Source organism: Chitinophaga ginsengisegetis (genome assembly GCF_900168065.1).
GTDB classification, from domain to species: Bacteria; Bacteroidota; Bacteroidia; order Chitinophagales; family Chitinophagaceae; genus Chitinophaga; species Chitinophaga ginsengisegetis.
This window is the reverse complement of the sequence record NZ_FUZZ01000001.1, coordinates 3,131,137-3,151,666: the sequence shown is the minus strand read 5'-3', so window position 1 is coordinate 3,151,666 and position 20,530 is coordinate 3,131,137. Positions and strand designations below refer to the sequence as shown.

Sequence of the window (20,530 nt, the reverse complement as noted above, 5' to 3'; positions counted from 1 at the left end):
GCCGGAGTGGCTACACCAGTAACTTTCACCGCAAATATCAAGGATATGTTAATTGATTGCGGCAAAATGGAAAATCCCTTCAAAATCCCCCTTGAATCACCGAATTTATTCCTACTTTTACAGGCCTTGCCGGGGCGGGCTGTAAAACTGACACCTTGACAGTTTGTCTTTAACAAGCACAATATTTGAGTAATCTGGATGCCGTCTATCCAACTGACGAAGCCCGCAGCCTTTGTGCCACAGGCTGGTGAAGCAGGAATCTATCAACTGATACACGCTGCCTGGATGGGATCAGGTTACAATAAATAGAAATCGTAATTCGTAATTAAACATTTAACATGTTAGGTTTTTTATCAAAGCTATTTGGAGGGAATAAATCAGAAAGGGATATTAAATCCATCTCTCCGGTGGTGCAGCAGATTAATGAGGAGTACGAAAAACTGCAATCCCTGCCTATCGATGAGCTGCGCCACAAAACGCAGGAATTCCGCGCACGTATCGCTGAGCATCTCGCCACTATTGATAAAGAAATAGCGGAAAAACAGGCCGGCGCAGATGAAGAGGAAGATGTAACCGCAAAAGACACGATATACCAGGAAATAGATATTCTTAAAAAAGACCGCGACAAGCAACTGGAAGTAGTGCTGAAAGAATTGCTGCCAGCCGCTTTTGCAGTAGTAAAAGAAACAGCCCGCCGTTTTACCAATAATACCACACTGACTGCAACTGCTACCAACCTCGATCGTCAGCTCGCTGTGAGAAAGGATTACGTAACCATTGAAGGCGATAAGGCCATCTGGAAAAACAGCTGGAGCGCAGCCGGCAGCATGGTTACCTGGAACATGGTACACTATGATGTTCAGCTGATCGGTGGTACCGTACTGCATCAGGGTAAAATTGCCGAAATGGCTACGGGTGAAGGTAAAACCCTGGTATCTACCCTTCCCGCTTATCTCAATGCACTGGCAGGACAAGGGGTACACATCGTAACGGTGAATGATTACCTGGCTCGTCGTGACTCTGAGTGGAACGGACCTCTTTTCGAATTCCTCGATATTACAGTAGACTGTATCGATAAACATCAACCCAATACACCAGACCGCCGTAACGCTTACCTGGCGGACATTACCTACGGTACCAACAATGAATTCGGTTTTGACTACCTCCGTGATAACATGGTGCACAACCCGGATGAAATGGTACAACGTAAACACCATTACGCAATGGTGGATGAGGTGGATAGCGTACTGGTGGATGATGCCCGTACCCCGTTGATCATTTCCGGCCCTATCCCCCGCGGTGAAGAACAGGAATTCCACGCATTAAAACCACGTATCGAATACCTGGTGGAAATGCAGAAGAAAGCAACCAACCAATACCTGCAGGAAGCAAAGAAACTTATTGCAGAAGGTAAAGATGATCCAAAAACCGGTGGACTGGCCCTGATGCGCGCCTGGAGAGGCTTGCCAAAGAGCAGTGCACTGATCAAATATCTCAGCGAACCCGGTAACAGGGTATTATTGCAGAAAGCTGAAAACTACTACCTGGCAGATCAGCAACGCGAAATGCCAAAAGTAGATGAAGGGCTGTTCTTCGCTATTGAAGAAAAACAAAACAGTGTAGATCTCACCGATAAGGGTATTCACCTGATCACCCAGGGCGGAGAAGATGCGAACTTCTTTATCCTCCCGGATGTAGGAACTGAACTGGCTGAAATTGAAAAGCTGTCACTGACGCCCGAAGAAAAACTGCAGCGTAAAGACGTATTACTGCAAGACTTTGCCGCTAAGTCAGACCGTATCCACTCCGTACAGCAGTTGCTGAAAGCATACACTTTATTTGATAAAGATGTAGAGTACGTGGTAATGGATGGTAAAGTGAAGATCGTGGATGAGCAAACCGGTCGTATCCTTGATGGCCGCCGTTACTCAGATGGATTGCACCAGGCAATTGAAGCAAAGGAAAATGTAAAAGTGGAAGCTGCCACCCAAACATTTGCCACTATCACCCTGCAGAACTTCTTCCGTATGTATCATAAGCTGGCCGGTATGACCGGTACAGCCTCCACAGAAGCCGGTGAGCTCTGGGAAATCTACAAACTGGATGTGGTAACTATTCCTACCAACGTTCCTATTTCCCGTGTAGATGCAGAAGATCTTGTATACAAAACAAAGAGAGACAAATACAAAGCAGTTATCGAAGAAATCAAGCAGTTGCAGGCAAAAGGACGCCCCGTACTGGTAGGTACTACCTCCGTGGAAGTGTCTGAGTTGCTGAGCAAAATGCTCACCTTCGAAAAAGTGCCGCATAATGTACTGAATGCGAAACAGCACGCCCGTGAAGCACAAATCGTTGCGGAAGCAGGTTTGCCCGGAGCCGTGACCATCGCTACCAACATGGCGGGTCGTGGTACGGATATCAAACTCGGACCCGGCGTGAAAGAAGCCGGCGGGTTGGCGATCATTGGTACAGAAAGACATGAAAGCCGTCGTGTTGACCGCCAGCTGCGTGGTCGTGCCGGTCGTCAGGGTGATCCGGGAACTTCACAGTTCTTCGTTTCCCTGGAAGATGACCTGATGCGTATGTTCGGTTCAGAACGTATTGCCGGCCTTATGGACCGTATGGGTTATAAGGAAGGGGAAGTGATCCAGCACAGCATGATCACCCGTTCCATTGAAAGAGCGCAGAAGAAAGTGGAAGAGAATAACTTCGGTATCCGTAAGCGTTTGCTGGAGTATGATGATGTGATGAATAAACAGCGTACCGTGATCTACGCAAAACGTAATCACGCCCTGTTTGGCGAACGCCTGGCAATAGACATCGACAACGCTTTCTATGATGTAGCGGAAAATATGGTGTCTACCCATAAAGCCAGCGGAGATTATGAAGCTTTCAAGATGGATGCTATCATGAACTTCTCCATCGATACAAAAATTACCAGTGAAGAACTGGCCAAGACAGATATTCCTAACCTGGCCAACAAGCTGTATTTCGAAGGAAAAGATAACTATACACGTAAGGTAAATGATTTGATCAGCAACACCTTACCGGTAATAGAACGTATTTACCAGGAACAAGGTCATCAGATCGAAAATATCTCTATACCATTTACCGATGGTAAAAAAGGTATCAACGTACTGGCTAACCTGCAGAAGGTAGTGGAAACAAAGGGTCATGAAACCATGAGTGCCCTGGAACGCAGCATCACCCTGGCTTTGATCGATGAATCATGGAAAGAGCACCTGCGTGCAATGGATGATCTGAAACAGTCTGTACAGAGTGCGGTATACGAACAGAAAGATCCGTTACTGATCTATAAATTTGAGGCATTCAACCTGTTCAAGGCAATGGACGGTGAAACCAGCCGCGATATCGTTTCCTTCCTGACCAAATGCGGTATCCCCGTAAGCAACCAGGAACAGGAAGCTGCTCCGGAAATTCGTGAAGGCCGTGAAGAGAAAACCGATATGAGCCGCATGCGTGCTTCTCATGAGGAACTGGCGGAAAACGGCAGTCACCAGAGCGCCGGCCCGGAAATTCAAATGGCTGAAGAAGTAAAAGCAGAGCCAATCCGCCACCAGGGACCACAAATAGGTCGTAATGATCTTTGCCCCTGTGGTAGCGGTAAAAAATACAAACAATGCCACGGTAAGAACGCTTAAGCGAACCAACCTGGAAATGATATCAGAACGGATTACGGCAACGTAATCCGTTTTGCATTAATTTCGCCCTGTAATCAAGTAAATGAATAATGGAGATTAACCGCTATATAGACCATACCGTATTGAAGCCCACCACCACGCTGGAAGATGTTAAACAGTTGTGCATGCAGTGCGTGGAATACGATTTTGCAGCGGCCTGTGTGCCCCCGTTATATGTAAAACTGGCCAAACAATTCCTGGGCGCCACCAATACCAAAATTGCCACCGTTATCGGCTTTCCATTCGGCTATTCCGCTATTGAAGCCAAAGTAGCGGAAACGGTACTGGCTATTGTTGACGGCGCCGATGAACTGGATGTGGTGATCAATATCTCCGCTATTAAAAACAAAGACTGGGAATATCTCGAAAAAGAGATCGCTAATATCATGTACCTGGTGCGGGAGAAGAAGAAGGTGATTAAGATTATCATTGAAAGTGGCATATTATTGGAAGAAGAAATTGTGCAGTGTTGCCAGCTGTATGCGAAGTATGGCGTGGATTTCATGAAAACATCCACGGGATATGCAGAAAGAGGCGCTACCGTGGAAGCCGTAAAGCTGATGCGTGCTAATTTGCCGGCCAACATACAAATAAAAGCTTCCGGAGGTATTCGTACCTTTGCTTTTGCGAAAGAGCTGATAGATGCCGGCGCTACCCGGATCGGGGCCAGTGCCAGCGTGAACATTGTAAAAGAAAGCAAGGAAGCTCAGTAACGATTATTCATAGTTAATTATACCGTATTCATGCAAAAGTTATTCATCCTGGTATGCTGTCTGTTGGGGAGTGGTGTGGCCATGGCGCAGGACAATGCAATCGCCGGCAACGGAAATGTGAGAGTGGTGAAAGATAGTCGTTTGGACGTGCTGATTAAAAAACAGATCTACATTAATACCCTGGCCATCCGCAACCAGTCCGGTTTCCGGGTACAGGTAATTTCTACTAACAAACGCGGTGATGCCAATGAAGCCAAAGCAAAAGTGATGCAGCTTTTTGGCGACTACCGCACTTATCTCGATTACCAGGCCCCCTATTTTAAAGTGCGCGTAGGCGATTTTAAAACCCGTGAAGAAGCAGCTGAATTACGGGACAAATTATCCGACCTGTTTGCAGGTGGTGTATTTGTAGTACCTGCCATTATTAACGTGTCACTGGATAAAGAACTATCGAATGAAGAACCGTATTAAAGAGCTGGCAAAGGCATATGCACCTGAGTTTACTGCCATCAGGAGACATCTCCATTCCCACCCGGAACTATCCTTCCAGGAATTTGAAACCACTGCTTATATCCAACAGCAGTTAACCGCCTTCGGCGTTCCCTTCAAAGCAGGTATTGCCGGCACCGGCATCATTGCGCTGATAGAAGGAAAGAACCCGGCCTCCAAAACCATCGCATTGCGTGCAGATATGGACGCACTGCCGATCACTGAAGCCAACGACGTGCCCTATAAATCTACCAACGTAGGCGTAATGCATGCCTGCGGACATGATGTACATACTTCCGTGGTACTGGGCGCTACCAAAATATTAAATGAATTAAAAGATCAGTTTGAAGGCACCATCAAAGTGCTGTTCCAGCCAGGTGAAGAAAAACATCCCGGCGGCGCCAGCATCATGATTGAAGAAGGCGCCCTTGAAAACCCCCGCCCGGACGCTATCCTGGGATTGCATGTGCATCCCTCTATGGAAGCCGGCAAGCTGGGATTTCATGCCGGTAAGTACATGGCCAGTGCCGATGAAATTTATATTACCATCAAAGGAAAAGGAGGCCATGCCGCGCAACCACATCTTACAGTAGATACTATCCTGGTAGCATCTCAACTGGTGGTAAGCTTACAGCAGATCATCTCCCGTAACAACAATCCTTTTTCTCCTTCTGTATTATCTATCTGTGCTTTCAATGGCGGATTCACTACCAACGTGATCCCCAGCGAAGTGAAGCTGATGGGTACTTTCAGGGCAATGGATGAAACCTGGCGGTTTAAAGCGCACGAGCTGATCCGCAAACAGGCAATAGGTATTGCCGAAGCGATGGGCGCCGGCATTGATATTGAAATATTAGTGGGTTATCCTACTTTATATAATAATGAAGAAGTGACCACCAAAGCCCGTGGTTTTGCTACCGATTACCTGGGCGCGGAAGCAGTAGGTGATACAGAAATCAGGATGGGCGCAGAAGATTTTGCTTTTTACTCCCAGGTAGTACCTGCCTGTTTCTTCCGGTTGGGTACCGGCAATGTGGCCCGTGGAATTACTTCCGGTGTGCATACCCCTACTTTTGATGTAGATGAACATGCGATAGAGATAGGCATTGGAACGATGGCCTACCTGGCTACGCAGTTTTAAAAGATATAACAGCAACGTCCCGATGAAAATCGGGACGTTCATTTTTAACACAAAAACTTGTTATGTAATTTGAAACCGGTTAGAAAACAGGTTTATTCATTGATAGAATTTATTGCTAATCATTAGTTAATCCGTTTTAAACTCTGTAACGACTTGCCGGTTATATTCAGGTTGTCTAAACTATCTACCCTGAATTCCCCTGACTGATACGGCGCATAAAAGTAGAGTGAACCACGTTTATCCATCGTTACTTTCACAGAGTCCAGTATATTATCTTCATTTACTTCAAGCGTATTGTTTTTCCCACCCGTATAGGCAAAAGAATTAATTTTTGTACTGATCATAAAGGTCCGTACATCGTTGCCTGCGTTAATTTCCAGGCTGGGCGATTTAATATCCGAGAGGCTGATGCCGTAATCACTTCTGTTGTCGATATAGCTCATGGCCGGAGCGTATAGCGTGATGTCACGCGACTTGCTGATCTCCACTATAAGGGTGTCGCCCGACATATTGTAAGTAGCGTTCTTATAGAATTCGAGGTGATATTCCGGCGATTCACGGACATAGATAGTAGCCTCGTGCTTTTCATTAATTGCAGCAGTGTTTTTCAGCACCAGCGCTTTGAAGGCAGGCAGGGTAACTTTTGCATAGTCCGGGTCCTGCTGTGGCTGGTGCTGCTCTGTATTGGTGATGCCTTTATTGTAATTGGCTTTTAGTATAATGGCAGAAAACAGCATGAGTAACACCAGTACGCCTGAAAAACCTAGTAGTAATTTATTGCTGGTTGTCATGTTAATTGAAGTTTGATTTTTTGAATTTCTCAAAATGAGGTTTCAGTTCATCGAGGTCAAGATCCAGCAGGTACATGCTGCGGAAGAAGCTTGGTAATTCATTGCGGATAAAAGTATCTTTTTTGAATTGCTTTATTTTCTTCACGGCGTCTCCGCTGATAAAGTAGCCGATCCCTCTTTTATTCTGAATAATTTCCTGTTGCTGCAGGAGCTCGCAGGTGCGCATTACTGTGTTGGGATTTACTTCCAGCGAAACCGCCAGTTCCCTTACAGAAGGAATACGTTCTTCCGGCTGCCATTTGGTAAGCAATATCTGTTCGCAGATATAGTCCGCGATCTGTATATATATTGCCTGTGTATCTTTGAATTCCATTTCGCTAAGTTTTTAAATTTCTTGATCCTTCAACCGGAAATAGGCAATGATCCAGAGTACAGGTGCTATCACAAATTTTATTGTAAAGAGGTAAGTGTTTTGCAGCCATTCCGGGATCAGGTATACCGTGCTATGCCAGGAAGAGGGCCCGACTTCCTGTTTGGCGACCAGCAGGAATGGCACCGATCTTTTCCAGAACTCTTGTCCGAACCCGAAGAGCAGGGTAACAATAATGCAGTTAATAAGCCATAATGCAAAACCAAATATGAAAACGGATAACACTGTTTTGATAAAACTGTACTTATGGAAATAGGTGGCGCCAAGTAAAAATGCTGCCTGCAGGATGACGTAGCCGTAATAGACGTATACCTTTTCTTTCGGGTTGTCCAGTAGATCGTAGTTTCTTTCGATTTTTTGATTGAGGGCTGTTAATTGTGCGCCTTCAATAATTTTAAAGCTGAGATAGCTGCTGATATGGTAAAATAACAGGTAGCCTATACTGCTGATGAGGAACAGGGTGATGAATTTCTCAAACTGGGAGGCTGGCAACATCAGGAAATCCACTCCTTTTTCTTTACTACCCAGTTCATTGAAAGCCCTGCTGGTGAAGAGCAAACCACCCAGGAACAACCCGATATAATAGAAAGGAACCAGCTCACTCATGCGGCGGAAGGGTTCGCGGGCTACCAGTATCATTAAAACCGCGATGCCGGTCATCAGCCCGAATATGACCAGCATGCCCATTCCGTAGAAGCGGTAATGATCGGTAAAGTGTTTTTGCAGGTATAACTGCATACGGCGAACATTGAATACATTATTTGGTTGCATGTGTTAATCAGTTGAATATTTCCTGGATGGGTTTATGATTGGTGAGGATCGCATTAAACAGCAGCTCCATATCTATTTTGCTTTGTTCCTGGCCTGCGTTGCGGGTAATGACGGTGTGCCCGCGCAGGTTACTGTCGGCGAAGAGAACACCGGTAGTTTCCTCGATCCTGCTCACGGTTTTGAAACTCAGTTTATCCGTCACCGTTTGTACATCTTCCCGGAAAATAATTTTGTGGTCATCAATGATCACGATACTGTCGATGAGGTTATCCAGGTCACGCACCTGGTGTGTGGAAATCACAATACATTTATCGTCACTCACTGCGGCTGCAATCACTTTACGGAACTGGCTTTTGGAGGGGATGTCCAGGCCGTTGGTAGGTTCGTCCATGATCAGCGCTTTGGTGTTGGCGGCCAGGGCAAAACTGATCAGTACTTTCTTCTTTTGTCCGTACGACATTTCCGTTAACTGCTGATCCTTTGGAATTTCAAATTCCTTGAGATAGTTGTAAAACGCGGCTTCGTCGAAGTTGGGATAAAAAGGGGCGTAGGTGTTTACATATCTTTTCACACTTACTTTCGGGAGATAGAATTCTTCCGGTACAAGGAATATCTCCCGGAGGAAGGCGGGTTGCCTTTTGGCAGATGGGTAGCCCAGTACCTCACAGGTGCCGCTGTCGGGGAATAGTAAGCCGGCCATTTGTTTCAGGAGCGTGGATTTGCCCGCACCGTTTTTTCCAAGCAAACCATAAATATGTCCTGCTTCCAGCCGTAGCTGTAAGTTTTCAAACAGGGGCTTGTTTTTCCGGTAGCTGAATGTCAGGGATTGGATGTTAATCATATCTTGTGGTTTAGTGTACTACTTAACTAGTACACTATAAAGATAAGGGTATATTTTGATTTACAAAATAAAAGGCAAAAAAAAAGAGAAAGCCCTGTTCAGGCTTTCTCTCTTATATATTAAGATATATGTTTTAACTACAGCTCAGGATACAGCGGGAACTGCTGCATAAAGGTATTTACTTCGCCTCTTACTTTGAGGATCAGTCCTTCGTTATCAGCATCCAGCAGCAAGGCATCGATCCAGTCAACGATCTGGCCCATGTGGCCTTCATTCATACCACGGGTAGTGATAGCAGGAACGCCCACACGGATACCGGAAGTAACAAAGGCAGATTTATCGTCGAAAGGCACCATGTTTTTATTTACGGTGATATCGGCTTTTACCAGTGTTTGTTCGGCTTTTTTACCGGAGATATTTTTATTGCGGAGGTCAATCAGCATCAGGTGATTGTCCGTACCACCGGAAATGATTTCATATCCTTTGCCTACAAAGCTTTTAGCCATAGACTGCGCATTTTTCAGGATCTGGTTGGCGTATACGGTGTAGTCGTCAGACAGGATCTCGAAGAAGGAAACGGCTTTAGCGGCAATAACGTGTTCCAGCGGACCGCCCTGGATACCAGGGAATACAGCAGTGTCAATGAGAGAGCTCATCAGGCGGGTTTCGCCTTTTGGTGTTTTCAGACCGAATGGATTTTCGAAATCTGCGCCCATCATGATCATACCGCCGCGTGGACCACGGAGGGTTTTATGAGTGGTAGTGGTTACGAAATGGCAATGGGCAAACGGAGAGTTCAGTAAGCCTTTGGCAATCAAACCAGCCGGGTGTGCAATATCAGCCAGTACAAAAGCGCCTACCTGGTCAGCTATTTCGCGGATACGTTTGTAATCCCAGTCGCGGCTGTAAGCAGAAGCACCGCAAACAATCAGTTTTGGTTTTTCGCGGTTGGCAATTTCTTCCATTTTATCATATTCTACCAGTCCTGTTTCTTTGTTAACACCGTAGAAATGAGGTTGGTAGAGCTTTCCGGAATAGTTTACAGAAGAACCGTGGGTAAGGTGGCCTCCCATGCTCAGGTCCAGTCCGAGGATTTTATCGCCCGGTTGCAGAATCGCCAGCATAACAGCAGCATTGGCCTGCGCACCGGAGTGAGGTTGTACGTTCACATAAGCGGCGCCAAATATTTGTTTTGCCCTGTCGATAGCCAGTTGTTCGCTTTGGTCCACAATTTCACAGCCTGCATAATATCTTCTGCCAGGATAGCCTTCGGCATATTTATTCGTCATCACATGTCCCATTGCCTGCATTACCTGTAAGCTGGTAAAGTTTTCAGATGCGATCAACTCAATGCCGTGGCGCTGACGCTCCAACTCCTGGCCGATTAAATCAAATATTTGCTGGTCTCTTTGCATGTTGCCTTAAATTTGGTGCAAAAATAAATTAAAGCCGGATCAATTGCAAGCGCAAAGGCTTCTGCTTTATGCTTTCCGCTTTTTATGTTAATTTCGCCGCATTCGAGCAGCAATAGCTAATCCTAACTACAACACTAAATGAAGGCAATAATACCAGTGGCAGGGGCAGGCACCAAGCTTCGTCCACATACATATACACAGCCTAAAGCATTAATACCTTTAGCCGGCAGAACCATTCTCAGTATCATTATTGATCAGTTGGTAGATGCGGGTATCACAGAATTTGTTTTTGTGGTAGGTTATCTTGGTGAAAAGATCCAGCATTACGTAGAAAAGAAGTATCCGCAGCTAACCTGCCACTTTGTGCAGCAAAACAGCCGCGAAGGTACTGGTCATGCTTTATCCCTTACCCGCGATGTGGTAGGTAATGATGAAATACTGATTGTACTGGGCGATACCATCTGCGAGTGTGATTTCAAAGAAGTGATCGCCTCTCCCTATTCTATGCTGGGCCTGAAGAAAGTAGACGACCCGCGTAACTTCGGCGTAGCCGAACTGGATGAACAGGGCAAAATTACCCGCGTAGTGGAGAAACCACAGATCCCTAAGTCGAACCTCGCACTGGTAGGACTTTACAAGATCAAGGAAACGCAGCAGCTGTACGACTGCCTCCAGAGCAATATCGACAACAGGATAAAATCGCATGATGAGTTCCAGCTCACGGATGCATTGGAATGTATGATTGAGCACGGCGTGCAGTTTAACGGCTACAAAGTATCCAACTGGTTCGATTGCGGCCGGAAAGACACGTTGCTGGAAACAAACGCCATCCTCCTGAAGAAGTATAAACTGGCCAGTAATCCCGTATTGCCATATGAAAATACGATCATCATCCCACCGGTAAGCATAGGGGAAGGCTGTAATATTAAAAACGCTATTATCGGCCCTAATGTGGCCATTGGTGATAATACGGTGATCAACTACTCTATTGTAAAGGATTCTATTATCGGTTCTTTCAGTAACCTGTATGAAGTAGTATTGAAATCTTCCCTGATAGGCAGCGACGCCAATATCCGCGGATTGAGCCAGAGCCTGAACATAGGCGACAATACAGAAATAGACCTGGGATAATACCGGCAGCATCAAGCTATAGTATATTCGCTTATGAACAACCGTATCACTTCCTTATTCAATATTCAATATCCTGTTATCCAGGCTGGTATGATCTGGGCGAGCGGATGGCGTTTAGCCAGTGCAGTTAGTAATGCCGGTGGCCTGGGCCTCATTGGCGCAGGAAGCATGTATCCTGCCGTATTGCGGGAACATATTCAGAAGTGCAAGCAGGCTACTGATAAGCCTTTTGGAGTGAACATACCGTTGTTATACCCGGATATTGACCAGCTGATAAATATTATCCTGGAAGAAGGGGTACAAATTGTATTCACTTCTGCCGGGAATCCTAAAACATGGACACCGGTACTGAAAGCGGCAGGCATTAAAGTAGTGCACGTGGTATCCAGTGCAGCCTTTGCATTAAAAAGCGAAGCCGCCGGCGTGGATGCGGTGGTAGCAGAAGGATTTGAAGCAGGCGGGCATAACGGCCGCGAAGAAACCACCACAATGGTGCTGATCCCGGCGGTATGCGAACAGGTGAAAATACCGGTTATTGCAGCCGGAGGCATAGGCTCCGGGAAAGCAATGGCAGCAGCTTTTGCTTTAGGAGCATCCGGCGTACAGGTAGGCAGCCGTTTTGTAGCTACACCCGAAGCATCTTCCCATATAAATTTTAAACAGGCAGTGGTAAATGCCAGAGAAGGCGATACCATGTTAAGTTTAAAGAAGCTGACGCCGGTACGCCTTATCAAAAATAATTTTTACCAGGCGGTACAGCAGGCAGAAGATAGCGGTGCAGATGTGAATGCGCTGAAAACCTTGCTGGGACGCGCCCGCGCCAAATCAGGCATGTTTGAAGGGAACCTCGAAGAAGGAGAACTGGAAATAGGCCAGGTAAGTGCGCTGATACACGATATAAAGCCCGCAGCAACTGTATTGGCAGAAATATGGACGGAGTTCAGGGAAACCATCCGTCATTTAAATAGCCTCGATATCTGATTGGTTACCGGAACAACCGCCCCGGTAACCATCTCACAAAATTTTTATGGTTTTCTTACTACCCACTTCATCGCTTCTTTCAGCGTAATTTTCTTTCCATACATCAGGATACCTGTGCGGTATATTCTGCCGGCTAACCAGGTAGTGCCTAAAAAGCCACCAATCAAACAAGCAAACGACAATCCCAGTTGCCAGTAAGGCACGGTGCCGGGAACACCATAGGGTAGCCGCGCCATCATCACCATTGGCGATGTGAACGGGATAATACTGCCCCATACAGCAAGCGGACTACCAGGGTCCTGTACCGCTTTCATCATGATCATGATCCCAATGATGATGGGCACTGTTACAGGAATGGTGAGCTGCTGTACGTCGGACGCATCTTCATTTACCAAACTACCAATAGCAGCATACAAGGCGGAGTAGAAGAGATAGCCTCCCAGGAAGTATAATACAAAGCACGGCACCAGTAAACCCCAGTTGATGCTGCCAATTACTTCTCTCATCCGGTGAACCATTTCGGCTGTTTGGGCCGGGTTGCCCTGTGCAGCAGCTGCCTGCATGCTTTCGGGAGAAAAGAACAGCGGTATCAGGGAATAGATGGCTGTAATGAATATGCCCCATATAAAAAACTGCAGAAGGCCCACTGCGGCTATACCTACAATTTTTCCCATCATGAGCTGGAAAGGTTTCACGCTGGAGATCATCACTTCTGCAATGCGGCTCACTTTTTCTTCCATCACGCCTCTCATCACAGAGGTACCAAACAGTAACAGCACAAAGTAGATAATGAATCCACTGGCATAACCTACACCATAAGACACCCAGGAGCTGCCTTTCTTTTCATCCTTCCCGTTTTTAAAGGTTACCTCCACATCAGACCTGATTTCATCCATTTTGGAAGGTTCAATGCCCTGCAGCTCCATGCGTTTCTTTTCGATGATGCTGTTGATATCCTTGTTGATACTGTTTTCTATGGTGATGCTTGCCTGGCCGCTGCTATAAAATTCAAAGCCGGAAGGTCTGTTGATATCGAAATCGGGGATATACAGGACTCCTTCGTATCCGAGTTCACTGTAATGCAGCTTGAGACTGTCGACAGGCTGGTTTTGCACGTATTTGAAATATACGCCTTTGGAATCGGGGAACTTATTTTCAAACAACCCGCTTTTATCTACTACTGCAATGAGTTTATGTTCGCTGGAAGAAGTAGATAAGAGGATAGGCACAATGATCATGGCGGCAAAGGCCAGTGGCACCAGCAGTGTGGTGATGAGGAATGATTTTTTGCGTACGCGGGTAAAGAATTCCCTTTTTATAATGAGCCAGATTTTCTCCATAAATAGCAGGTTAATCAGGCCAGCGGTAAAGCAGCTACGGGGGCGTTGCTGTTTTCGGTTTGCTGTACCTGGGTGATAAATACCTCGTTGATAGAAGGAAGGATTTCTTCAAAATATGTAACAGGAATGTCCTGGCGGATGAAATGCAGCAGAATATCGTTGGTGCTGCTGTCTTCATTCATTTTTACGGTAAATGCCTTATCATGTGTTTGCACAATGTTAAAGTGATAAGTAGCCATTTGTGCAGGATTGGGCATGGTGCCCAGGCCCACTTTAAAGAGACCCTGTTTAAAGTCCTGCTGGATCTGTTTTACGCTGCCATCCAGTATTTTATGTCCTTTGTTAATCAGCATGATATGATCGCATATTTCTTCTACCTGTTCCATGCGGTGGGTAGAAAAGATGATGGTGGTACCTTGCTGACTGAGGTTGAATATTTCCTGTTTGATGAGGTTGGAGTTGATAGGGTCCAGGCCGGAGAAGGGTTCATCGAGGATCAGCAGCCGGGGCTGATGCAACACGGTGGAGATGAACTGCACTTTCTGCTGCATGCCTTTACTGAGTTCATCAACGCGTTTGTTATACCACGAGTTGATGTCGAATTTATCGAACCAGTATTTGATCTTCTGTACGGCATCTTTCCGGGAAAGACCTTTGAGCTGGGCAAGATAAAGGGTTTGTTCACCTACCTTCATTTTTTTATAGAGCCCTCTTTCTTCCGGCATATAGCCGATATACTGCACATCGTTTTCGGGGTCAAATTTTTGTCCGTTGAAAAAGATCTGGCCTTCATCCGGGTAGAAGATGCCGGTAATCATACGGAGCAGGGTTGTTTTACCGGCGCCGTTTGGACCCAGTAAGCCGAAGATGCTGCCCTGCTGTATATCAAAGCTAACATCATCTACCGCCTTGTGGGTATCATAATGCTTTTTCAGGTGTTTAACTTCGAGTAGGTTCATGGTGAAAAATTAGTGATTAATCCCCAATAAATAATCATAATATCTCTATGATAACTTTGCGGCGATGATGGCGGCCACGCGCTCCCCGTCCATTGCAGCGGATACGATCCCTCCGGCATATCCCGCGCCTTCTGCGCAGGGATAAAGACCAGCTACCTGCGGATGTTCCAGTGTATCATTGTTGCGTGGAATGCGTACCGGTGAAGAGGTGCGTGACTCTGTGGCAACCAGCACTGCGTTTTCAGTGTAATATCCTTTCATTTTGCGGCCAAAGGCTTTAAAGGCGCCGGCGAGGCGCTGGTGTACTACTTTAGGTAATACGCTGCGCAGATCGGTGCTGTTGAGGCCCGGCACATAGGAGCATTCAGGCAGGGAGGCAGAAACTTTTTTATTGACAAAGTCGGTCATGCGTTGTGCGGGCGCCACGAAGTTGCCGCCACCGGCATGATACGCCTGTTTTTCAACAGCCTGTTGAAAGTACATGGCTGCGAGCGGGCCGTGATGGGCAAATGGTGCGAAGTCGGATTCATCTACCGTTACCACCATGCCTGAATTAGCGAAGGGGTTGTTGCGTTTGGAAGGCGACCAGCCATTCACCACCAGTTCGCCGGGATCAGTAGCTGCGGGGGCGATAATGCCACCGGGGCACATGCAGAAGGAGAATACGCCGCGGCCTTCTACCTGTTCTACAAGGCTGTAGCTGGCTGGTGGGAGATATTCGCCGCGTACCTGGCAATGGTACTGTGCATGGTCGATCAGTTCCTGCGGGTGTTCCACGCGTACACCGAGGGCAAAGGGTTTGGCTTCCAGCAAAATGTTTTGCTGGTGGAGCATGATAAATATATCGCGGGCGGAGTGGCCTGTAGCGAGAATGAGTTGTTTGCCTTCAAAGAGCTGGCCGGTGGCGGTTTGTACGCCGGTAACCGCGCCGTTACTGATTTGTATGGCGGTTACTTTTTGTTCGAAGTGTACTTCTCCGCCGCTGTTGATAATTTGTTCACGCATAGCGGTGATGATATGCGGGAGTTTATTGGTACCGATGTGCGGGTGCGCATCGATCATAATTTTATCTTCTGCACCGAAGTGAACGAATATGTTGAGGATGCGGTTAATATCGCCGCGTTTATTGGAGCGGGTGTATAGTTTGCCATCGGAGTAGGTACCGGCGCCGCCTTCGCCGAAGCAGTAGTTGGAGTCGGGGTTTACGATACCTGTTTTATTGAGGGCGGCGAGATCGCGTCGTCGTGCGCGTACATCTTTGCCGCGTTCCAGTATAACTGGTTTTACGCCTGCTTCTATGAGTCGCAGTGCCGCGAAGAGGCCGGCGGGTCCTGCGCCTGCAATGAGTACGCGTGGTGCATTGGCTGGCAGGGAAGGATATACCGGATGGGTGTGTTGTTTTTCTTCGAAGGGTTCATTGATGAACACCTGTATAATGAGAACAAAGAACACCTGTTTGGAACGTGCGTCTATAGAGCGTTTGAGCAGATTGAACCCGGTAATGTCGGCAGGCTTTACACTTAGTGAGGCAGCGGCGTGCTGTATGATATGTGTATGAGAGGCGGCATCGGCCGGCAGTAATTTGAGAGATATTTGTTGTATCATATTAGCGGTTAGGTGTTTATCCTAAAACTGCTGCAAAGATAGTGAATACGGGGTAATGTATAAAACGAGTAAAGCGAAGATACAAGGGGATGTCATCCGCTTCTATCTTCGCTTCAATAGCTTTTGTTTTATACTTTCAGCTTAGAAAGGCAGGTCGTCGCCGCCATCTCCGCCGCCTGCAGGCATCTGAGGAGTATTGTAGTTAGGCTGTGGATCTGTGCCCGGAGCAGGTGCTGCCATAACAGATTCCATACGCCATGCATCCAGGTTGGTGATGTAATTTACTTTACCATCTTTTTCCCATCTGGTGCCTTTGATATTGAAATAAACTTTAACGTTTTCACCTTCATTGAACCGGTCAACAATACCAGTGCGGTCTTGCACCGACTGAAACTTTATATAGTTGTTGATAACACGGCCATTGATGTCGTCGGACTTCTCAATAACGAACTCTCTTGTCTTAAAAGTTTCGCTACGTTGTACCGTGTTGTACTTCACAATCAGCTTTCCGGTAATTTCAAAACTCATAGAAAAATTATTTTAAATTCAGAAGGGTCAAAGATAAGGTATTCGGCTTAGTGCGGACAAATATTTTTTATTAATCCGGTGCGCGCGGATATAAATAAATACTTTCATAATTACTATCCCCTAATACATTTTTTTTAATGGAGATACTAACATAGTTTTGCACCCTCTCCCGAAAAAGTGTGAATATCTCATGACTTATCAGTGAACGTTTTTTTTTGAGAGAAAGGATACAATATTATTTTATCAATTATATATCCATATTTATGATAAAAAGGAGAATGGAGAAGATAAAGGTGCTGTTAATCAATGGGGTTTATAGTAGTGAAAACCTTGTCACGTCTGGGCTGTAAAGCCACAGCAGTAGTGGAAAAAGGAGTTTTGGTACTCTGTAATCAGGAGAATATAAACAAGGGTAGATAAATTTTTTTTTTCAACATTTTCTACAGATATTCGTCGTCCTGTCTGAAAATTTTTCAACTTCCTGCGTTGGGGAATTTCGAATTCGAGAACTAAGCATCCTTAATTAAGAAACAACTAATTTTTTTTATCTCAATGAATAAAACTTGCGAACAAGTTTGGGAAAAGTGTCTTAATATAATTAGGGATATAGTAGAATGGCAGCCGTTTAAGACATGGTTTGAACCTATTAAACCCATTAAACTTGAAAACAATGTTTTAACCATCCAGGTCCCCAGCCAATTCTTTTATGAATACCTTGAGGAGCACTATGTGGGATTGTTAGGAAAAACCATCAAGAGAGAATTAGGTAAAGAAGCCCGGTTGGAGTATCGCATTGTAGTAGAGAACGGTACGCCACATCAGCATCCCAGAACAGTAAACATGCCCACGCAGTTTACCAAACCTCAGAAAGACAATGAAGTAGATTTTCCTTTAACGATTCACAACCCGGTTAAGAATCCCTTTGTTATTCCGGGTATAAAAAGGGTACAGATTGACTCGCAGCTAAATCCAAATTATACGTTTGATGCGTATGTAGAAGGAGACAGTAACCGTGTAGCAAGACGTGCAGGTAAAACAGTGGCTGAAAAGCCCGGTGGCACCTCTTTTAACCCGCTGGTAATATATGGTGGAGTAGGTTTGGGAAAAACGCATCTTGCGCAGGCAGTAGGCAATGATGTAAAACGTATACATCCTAACAAAGCGGTGTTATATGTAAGTGCAGAGAAATTCATTAACCAGTTTATAGATCATTCCAAAAACAATATCATCAACGACTTTATCCACTTCTACCAGTTGATAGATGTGTTGATTGTAGATGATATCCAGTTCTTTGCCCGCGCAGAGAAAACACAGGACGCCTTCTTCGCTATCTTTAACCACCTGCATCAATCCGGCAAGCAGCTGATCTTAACGTCTGATAAGGCGCCTAAAGATCTGGATGGAGTACAGGAAAGATTACTGAGCCGCTTCCGCTGGGGACTAAGCGCTGATATCCAGATTCCCGATTTTGAAACCCGGATGGAAATCCTGGAAATGAAGATGCGGAACGATGGATTGGAAATGCCGAAAGAAGTAGTGAAGTATGTAGCCTATAACATCCAGACAAACGTACGTGAACTGGAAGGTGCATTAATTTCCCTGCTGGCACAATCATCGCTGAACCGTAAGGAAATAGACCTGGAACTGGCGAAGCGCGTATTGAAGTCTTTCGTAAAAACATCTTCCAAAGAAATTACGATCGAGAGTATCCAGAAAATGGTCTGCGAATATTTTGATGTGCCTTATGATAAGCTGTTGCAAAAAACACGTAAGCGTGAAATTGTACAGGCCCGGCAAATCACCATGTATCTTGCAAAATCATTTACTAAAAACTCCCTGAAAACAATCGGTGAACATTTTGGTGGACGGGATCATACCACCGTTATCCACAGCTGTCAGACAGTAAAGGACCTGATGGATACTGATAACAACTTCCGTGACAGTGTAATTGAATTACAACAGAAAGTACAACTGGCGGCCATGTAAGCCCGCCTTAGCCCTGATAACCTATTTTAAAAAGCCGTGCAGCAACTGCACGGCTTTTTTATGTCCACCCTTACGGGTATTGGGTTTCGGGCGATTTTTTGGAGTAGGAGGCAAGTTTTTTTGTAAAAAAGTGAATTTGCTTTTGGAGAATATAAAACTTTTCCTATTTTTGCAACCCCTTCAGGGAAATAATGGAGAGATGCCTGAGTGGCCGAAAGGAACGGTTTGCTAAACCGTCATACGGGTTAAACTGTATCGAGGGTTCGAATCCCTCTCTCTCCGCAGAATGCGACAAGTTATCACTAAGATGGCTTGTCGCATTTTCATTTTCGTCTATTGCTGCAAATCCATACTGCATTGAATTTTTGTAGTAAATGAACTATTTCAAATATGCTTTCTTTGAGGTTCGAAATGCAGAGAGAATAATTATGAAGATTGGTAACTATCTGATGCCTCTGTTCCTGAAACCGGGACTGGAATTTTTTGAAGGTTTCACCCGTCATTTCGCTCATTACGTAATACTTCTCTTCAATATTCTCAATCCTTCTGGCGCTTTAATTGTTTTTCCTCTTCCCCCCGATCTTTACTAGCTTCCTGGAAGTAATTTTCCAATTCATAGGCTATTGCTGGTAATAATAATGAAGGCGCTCAATATCAGTCTACAAGTTCCGCAAGCATTTAAGGAGGTATGCCGGGAAGGCATAAAATATATTTTAGTCTTTTAGCAGAAGCTTGAGTAAATTACGCATAATTTTAGACTTGAAATGATGTCCAATTTTGAAGCGTTTTTCGATTACATTCAAAAAATATCAGGCCAACTTCTATCAGAAGATGATAAGGATTTATTGACGGCACATTTCAAAGCCAGGAAACTCCGAAAGCGGCAATATTTTTTACAGGAAGGAGACGTATGCAAGTATATTGGGTTTATTGTAAAAGGGTCCGCCAGGACCTTTACGGTAGATGAAAAAGGACATGAACATATACTGAAATTGTCCGTGGAAAATTGGTGGCTGACTGATTTTGAAAGCTTTTATCTATTAACGCCAAGCCGCTTTAATATTGAGGCACTGGAGGAATTGGAGATACTGCAATCAACCAACGCGGAAATTGAAGAGTTTCTTAAGAAGATTCCTGCCTTTTCAGCGATGTCGAACATAATCAGTCAAAACAATACCATTGCAGCCCAGAAAAGAATGCAGGCTATTAACTATTCGGCTGAAGAGCGTTACGAGGAATTGGTCAGCAATTATCCTCATTTTCTGCAGCGGTTCCCGCAAAATATGATTGCTTCTTATCTTGGTTTATCTTCTGAAACTTTAAGCAGGATAAAGAAAAACGCTTTAAAGTAAACCCTTTGGCAATTTCAGGCTTCGCTATCATTACAAACAGGCCTGCTAAAATGAATCGCCCGGGCATATTCTCTCCCACCTGATATAAATGCATCCGACTGATCAATGTCTGGATTTGCAAAGGTAATTGTCTCCTGCTTCTGCCAGAGACTCCAATTCGTTATTTGCGCATTTTGATCTCTAATCACTGCATTAAATGGGTGTTTTATAAGCAGTTACCATATTTTCTTGATTTAAGTCATCACTTCAACCTGACATTTATCGTGTGTATTTAATGATCTGTGTCAGCTGGCAGTTCGTTAAGATGCACCAATTTTGGAGTGTAATTCAGAACGGAAAAAAAACGTGGGACTTGA

The 20,530-nt window shown here is 45.3% G+C and carries 17 protein-coding genes and 1 tRNA gene; 9 read left to right on the top strand and 9 right to left on the bottom strand.

The window, feature by feature from the left end:
- The first annotated feature begins 338 nt into the window (after nucleotides 1–338).
- The 4 genes from secA (at nucleotide 339) to B5Z18_RS12450 (ending at nucleotide 6,044) form a co-directional block, all read left to right on the top strand.
- Nucleotides 339–3,662 carry a preprotein translocase subunit SecA gene (secA, locus tag B5Z18_RS12465; protein WP_079469661.1) on the top strand — a complete coding sequence of 1,108 codons (3,324 nt, stop codon included), beginning with the start codon at nucleotides 339–341 and terminating at the stop codon, nucleotides 3,660–3,662.
- 89 nt (nucleotides 3,663–3,751) lie between these two features.
- The gene (gene deoC / locus B5Z18_RS12460; RefSeq protein WP_079469660.1) at nucleotides 3,752–4,414 is read left to right on the top strand and encodes a deoxyribose-phosphate aldolase; all 663 of its coding nucleotides are present in this window, start codon (nucleotides 3,752–3,754) and stop codon (nucleotides 4,412–4,414) included.
- Nucleotides 4,415–4,444: 30 nt separating this feature from the next.
- A complete protein-coding gene (locus tag B5Z18_RS12455) occupies nucleotides 4,445–4,885 on the top strand; it encodes an SPOR domain-containing protein (RefSeq protein WP_079469659.1) in 441 nt (146 codons plus the stop codon).
- Nucleotides 4,869–6,044, top strand: a complete 1,176-nt coding sequence (locus B5Z18_RS12450) for a M20 metallopeptidase family protein (protein WP_079469658.1) — start codon at nucleotides 4,869–4,871, stop codon at nucleotides 6,042–6,044. The genes B5Z18_RS12455 and B5Z18_RS12450 overlap by 17 nt, the downstream gene beginning before the upstream one ends.
- Before the next feature lie 122 nt (nucleotides 6,045–6,166).
- Here the strand turns inward: B5Z18_RS12450 and B5Z18_RS12445 are convergent, their stop codons facing one another.
- The 5 genes from B5Z18_RS12445 to B5Z18_RS12425 form a co-directional block, all read right to left on the bottom strand.
- Nucleotides 6,167–6,835: a hypothetical protein gene (locus B5Z18_RS12445; protein ID WP_079469657.1), complete on the bottom strand. Its 669-nt coding sequence runs from the start codon at nucleotides 6,833–6,835 to the stop codon at nucleotides 6,167–6,169.
- Between the two features lies 1 nt (nucleotide 6,836).
- The gene (locus B5Z18_RS12440; RefSeq protein ID WP_079469656.1) at nucleotides 6,837–7,208 is read right to left on the bottom strand and encodes a GntR family transcriptional regulator; all 372 of its coding nucleotides are present in this window, start codon (nucleotides 7,206–7,208) and stop codon (nucleotides 6,837–6,839) included.
- A 12-nt stretch (nucleotides 7,209–7,220) separates the two neighbouring features.
- Entirely contained in the window at nucleotides 7,221–8,036 is an 816-nt protein-coding gene (locus B5Z18_RS12435; RefSeq protein WP_143313561.1) for a hypothetical protein, read from the bottom strand.
- A 7-nt stretch (nucleotides 8,037–8,043) separates the two neighbouring features.
- Nucleotides 8,044–8,877 (bottom strand): ABC transporter ATP-binding protein, encoded by an 834-nt coding sequence (locus B5Z18_RS12430; protein ID WP_079469654.1) that lies wholly within the window; start codon nucleotides 8,875–8,877, stop codon nucleotides 8,044–8,046.
- 137 nt (nucleotides 8,878–9,014) lie between these two features.
- Entirely contained in the window at nucleotides 9,015–10,292 is a 1,278-nt protein-coding gene (locus tag B5Z18_RS12425) for a serine hydroxymethyltransferase (RefSeq protein WP_079469653.1), read from the bottom strand.
- A 138-nt stretch (nucleotides 10,293–10,430) separates the two neighbouring features.
- Between B5Z18_RS12425 and B5Z18_RS12420 the strand changes: the two genes are divergently transcribed.
- Entirely contained in the window at nucleotides 10,431–11,423 is a 993-nt protein-coding gene (locus B5Z18_RS12420; protein WP_079469652.1) for a sugar phosphate nucleotidyltransferase, read from the top strand.
- 33 nt (nucleotides 11,424–11,456) lie between these two features.
- The gene (locus B5Z18_RS12415) at nucleotides 11,457–12,404 is read left to right on the top strand and encodes an NAD(P)H-dependent flavin oxidoreductase (RefSeq protein WP_079469651.1); all 948 of its coding nucleotides are present in this window, start codon (nucleotides 11,457–11,459) and stop codon (nucleotides 12,402–12,404) included.
- 44 nt (nucleotides 12,405–12,448) lie between these two features.
- On the opposite strand, the gene B5Z18_RS12410 is transcribed toward B5Z18_RS12415, so the two are convergent.
- From B5Z18_RS12410 to B5Z18_RS12395, 4 genes are all read right to left on the bottom strand, one after another.
- Nucleotides 12,449–13,744: an ABC transporter permease gene (locus B5Z18_RS12410; protein WP_079469650.1), complete on the bottom strand. Its 1,296-nt coding sequence runs from the start codon at nucleotides 13,742–13,744 to the stop codon at nucleotides 12,449–12,451.
- Nucleotides 13,745–13,758: 14 nt separating this feature from the next.
- Nucleotides 13,759–14,703 carry an ABC transporter ATP-binding protein gene (locus B5Z18_RS12405; protein WP_079469649.1) on the bottom strand — a complete coding sequence of 315 codons (945 nt, stop codon included), beginning with the start codon at nucleotides 14,701–14,703 and terminating at the stop codon, nucleotides 13,759–13,761.
- Nucleotides 14,704–14,748: 45 nt separating this feature from the next.
- Entirely contained in the window at nucleotides 14,749–16,308 is a 1,560-nt protein-coding gene (locus tag B5Z18_RS12400) for an NAD(P)/FAD-dependent oxidoreductase (protein WP_079469648.1), read from the bottom strand.
- Nucleotides 16,309–16,449: 141 nt separating this feature from the next.
- Entirely contained in the window at nucleotides 16,450–16,836 is a 387-nt protein-coding gene (locus B5Z18_RS12395; protein WP_079469647.1) for a DUF3127 domain-containing protein, read from the bottom strand.
- A gap of 552 nt (nucleotides 16,837–17,388) precedes the next feature.
- On the opposite strand from B5Z18_RS12395, the gene dnaA reads away from it, so the two are divergent.
- The 3 genes from dnaA (at nucleotide 17,389) to B5Z18_RS12375 (ending at nucleotide 20,174) form a co-directional block, all read left to right on the top strand.
- Nucleotides 17,389–18,822 (top strand): chromosomal replication initiator protein DnaA, encoded by a 1,434-nt coding sequence (dnaA, locus tag B5Z18_RS12390; protein WP_079469646.1) that lies wholly within the window; start codon nucleotides 17,389–17,391, stop codon nucleotides 18,820–18,822.
- Nucleotides 18,823–19,015: 193 nt separating this feature from the next.
- Nucleotides 19,016–19,104, top strand: a tRNA-Ser gene (locus B5Z18_RS12385).
- Nucleotides 19,105–19,586: 482 nt separating this feature from the next.
- On the top strand, nucleotides 19,587–20,174 hold the full coding sequence (locus B5Z18_RS12375) for a Crp/Fnr family transcriptional regulator (RefSeq protein ID WP_200817232.1): 588 nt from the start codon (nucleotides 19,587–19,589) through the stop codon (nucleotides 20,172–20,174).
- Nucleotides 20,175–20,530: the final 356 nt, after the last annotated feature.

Coding starts and splice junctions, on each gene's coding strand:
- B5Z18_RS12405 (WP_079469649.1), bottom strand. CDS start 14,703: ATGAACCTACTCGAAGTTAAACACCTGAAAAAGCATTATGATACCCAC.
- B5Z18_RS12410 (WP_079469650.1), bottom strand. CDS start 13,744: ATGGAGAAAATCTGGCTCATTATAAAAAGGGAATTCTTTACCCGCGTA.
- B5Z18_RS12425 (WP_079469653.1), bottom strand. CDS start 10,292: ATGCAAAGAGACCAGCAAATATTTGATTTAATCGGCCAGGAGTTGGAG.
- B5Z18_RS12435 (WP_143313561.1), bottom strand. CDS start 8,036: ATGCAACCAAATAATGTATTCAATGTTCGCCGTATGCAGTTATACCTG.
- B5Z18_RS12400 (WP_079469648.1), bottom strand. CDS start 16,308: ATGATACAACAAATATCTCTCAAATTACTGCCGGCCGATGCCGCCTCT.
- secA (WP_079469661.1), top strand. CDS start 339: ATGTTAGGTTTTTTATCAAAGCTATTTGGAGGGAATAAATCAGAAAGG.
- B5Z18_RS12415 (WP_079469651.1), top strand. CDS start 11,457: ATGAACAACCGTATCACTTCCTTATTCAATATTCAATATCCTGTTATC.
- B5Z18_RS12420 (WP_079469652.1), top strand. CDS start 10,431: ATGAAGGCAATAATACCAGTGGCAGGGGCAGGCACCAAGCTTCGTCCA.
- B5Z18_RS12450 (WP_079469658.1), top strand. CDS start 4,869: ATGAAGAACCGTATTAAAGAGCTGGCAAAGGCATATGCACCTGAGTTT.
- B5Z18_RS12395 (WP_079469647.1), bottom strand. CDS start 16,836: ATGAGTTTTGAAATTACCGGAAAGCTGATTGTGAAGTACAACACGGTA.
- B5Z18_RS12445 (WP_079469657.1), bottom strand. CDS start 6,835: ATGACAACCAGCAATAAATTACTACTAGGTTTTTCAGGCGTACTGGTG.
- B5Z18_RS12375 (WP_200817232.1), top strand. CDS start 19,587: ATGATGTCCAATTTTGAAGCGTTTTTCGATTACATTCAAAAAATATCA.
- B5Z18_RS12440 (WP_079469656.1), bottom strand. CDS start 7,208: ATGGAATTCAAAGATACACAGGCAATATATATACAGATCGCGGACTAT.
- B5Z18_RS12430 (WP_079469654.1), bottom strand. CDS start 8,877: ATGATTAACATCCAATCCCTGACATTCAGCTACCGGAAAAACAAGCCC.
- B5Z18_RS12455 (WP_079469659.1), top strand. CDS start 4,445: ATGCAAAAGTTATTCATCCTGGTATGCTGTCTGTTGGGGAGTGGTGTG.
- deoC (WP_079469660.1), top strand. CDS start 3,752: ATGGAGATTAACCGCTATATAGACCATACCGTATTGAAGCCCACCACC.
- dnaA (WP_079469646.1), top strand. CDS start 17,389: ATGAATAAAACTTGCGAACAAGTTTGGGAAAAGTGTCTTAATATAATT.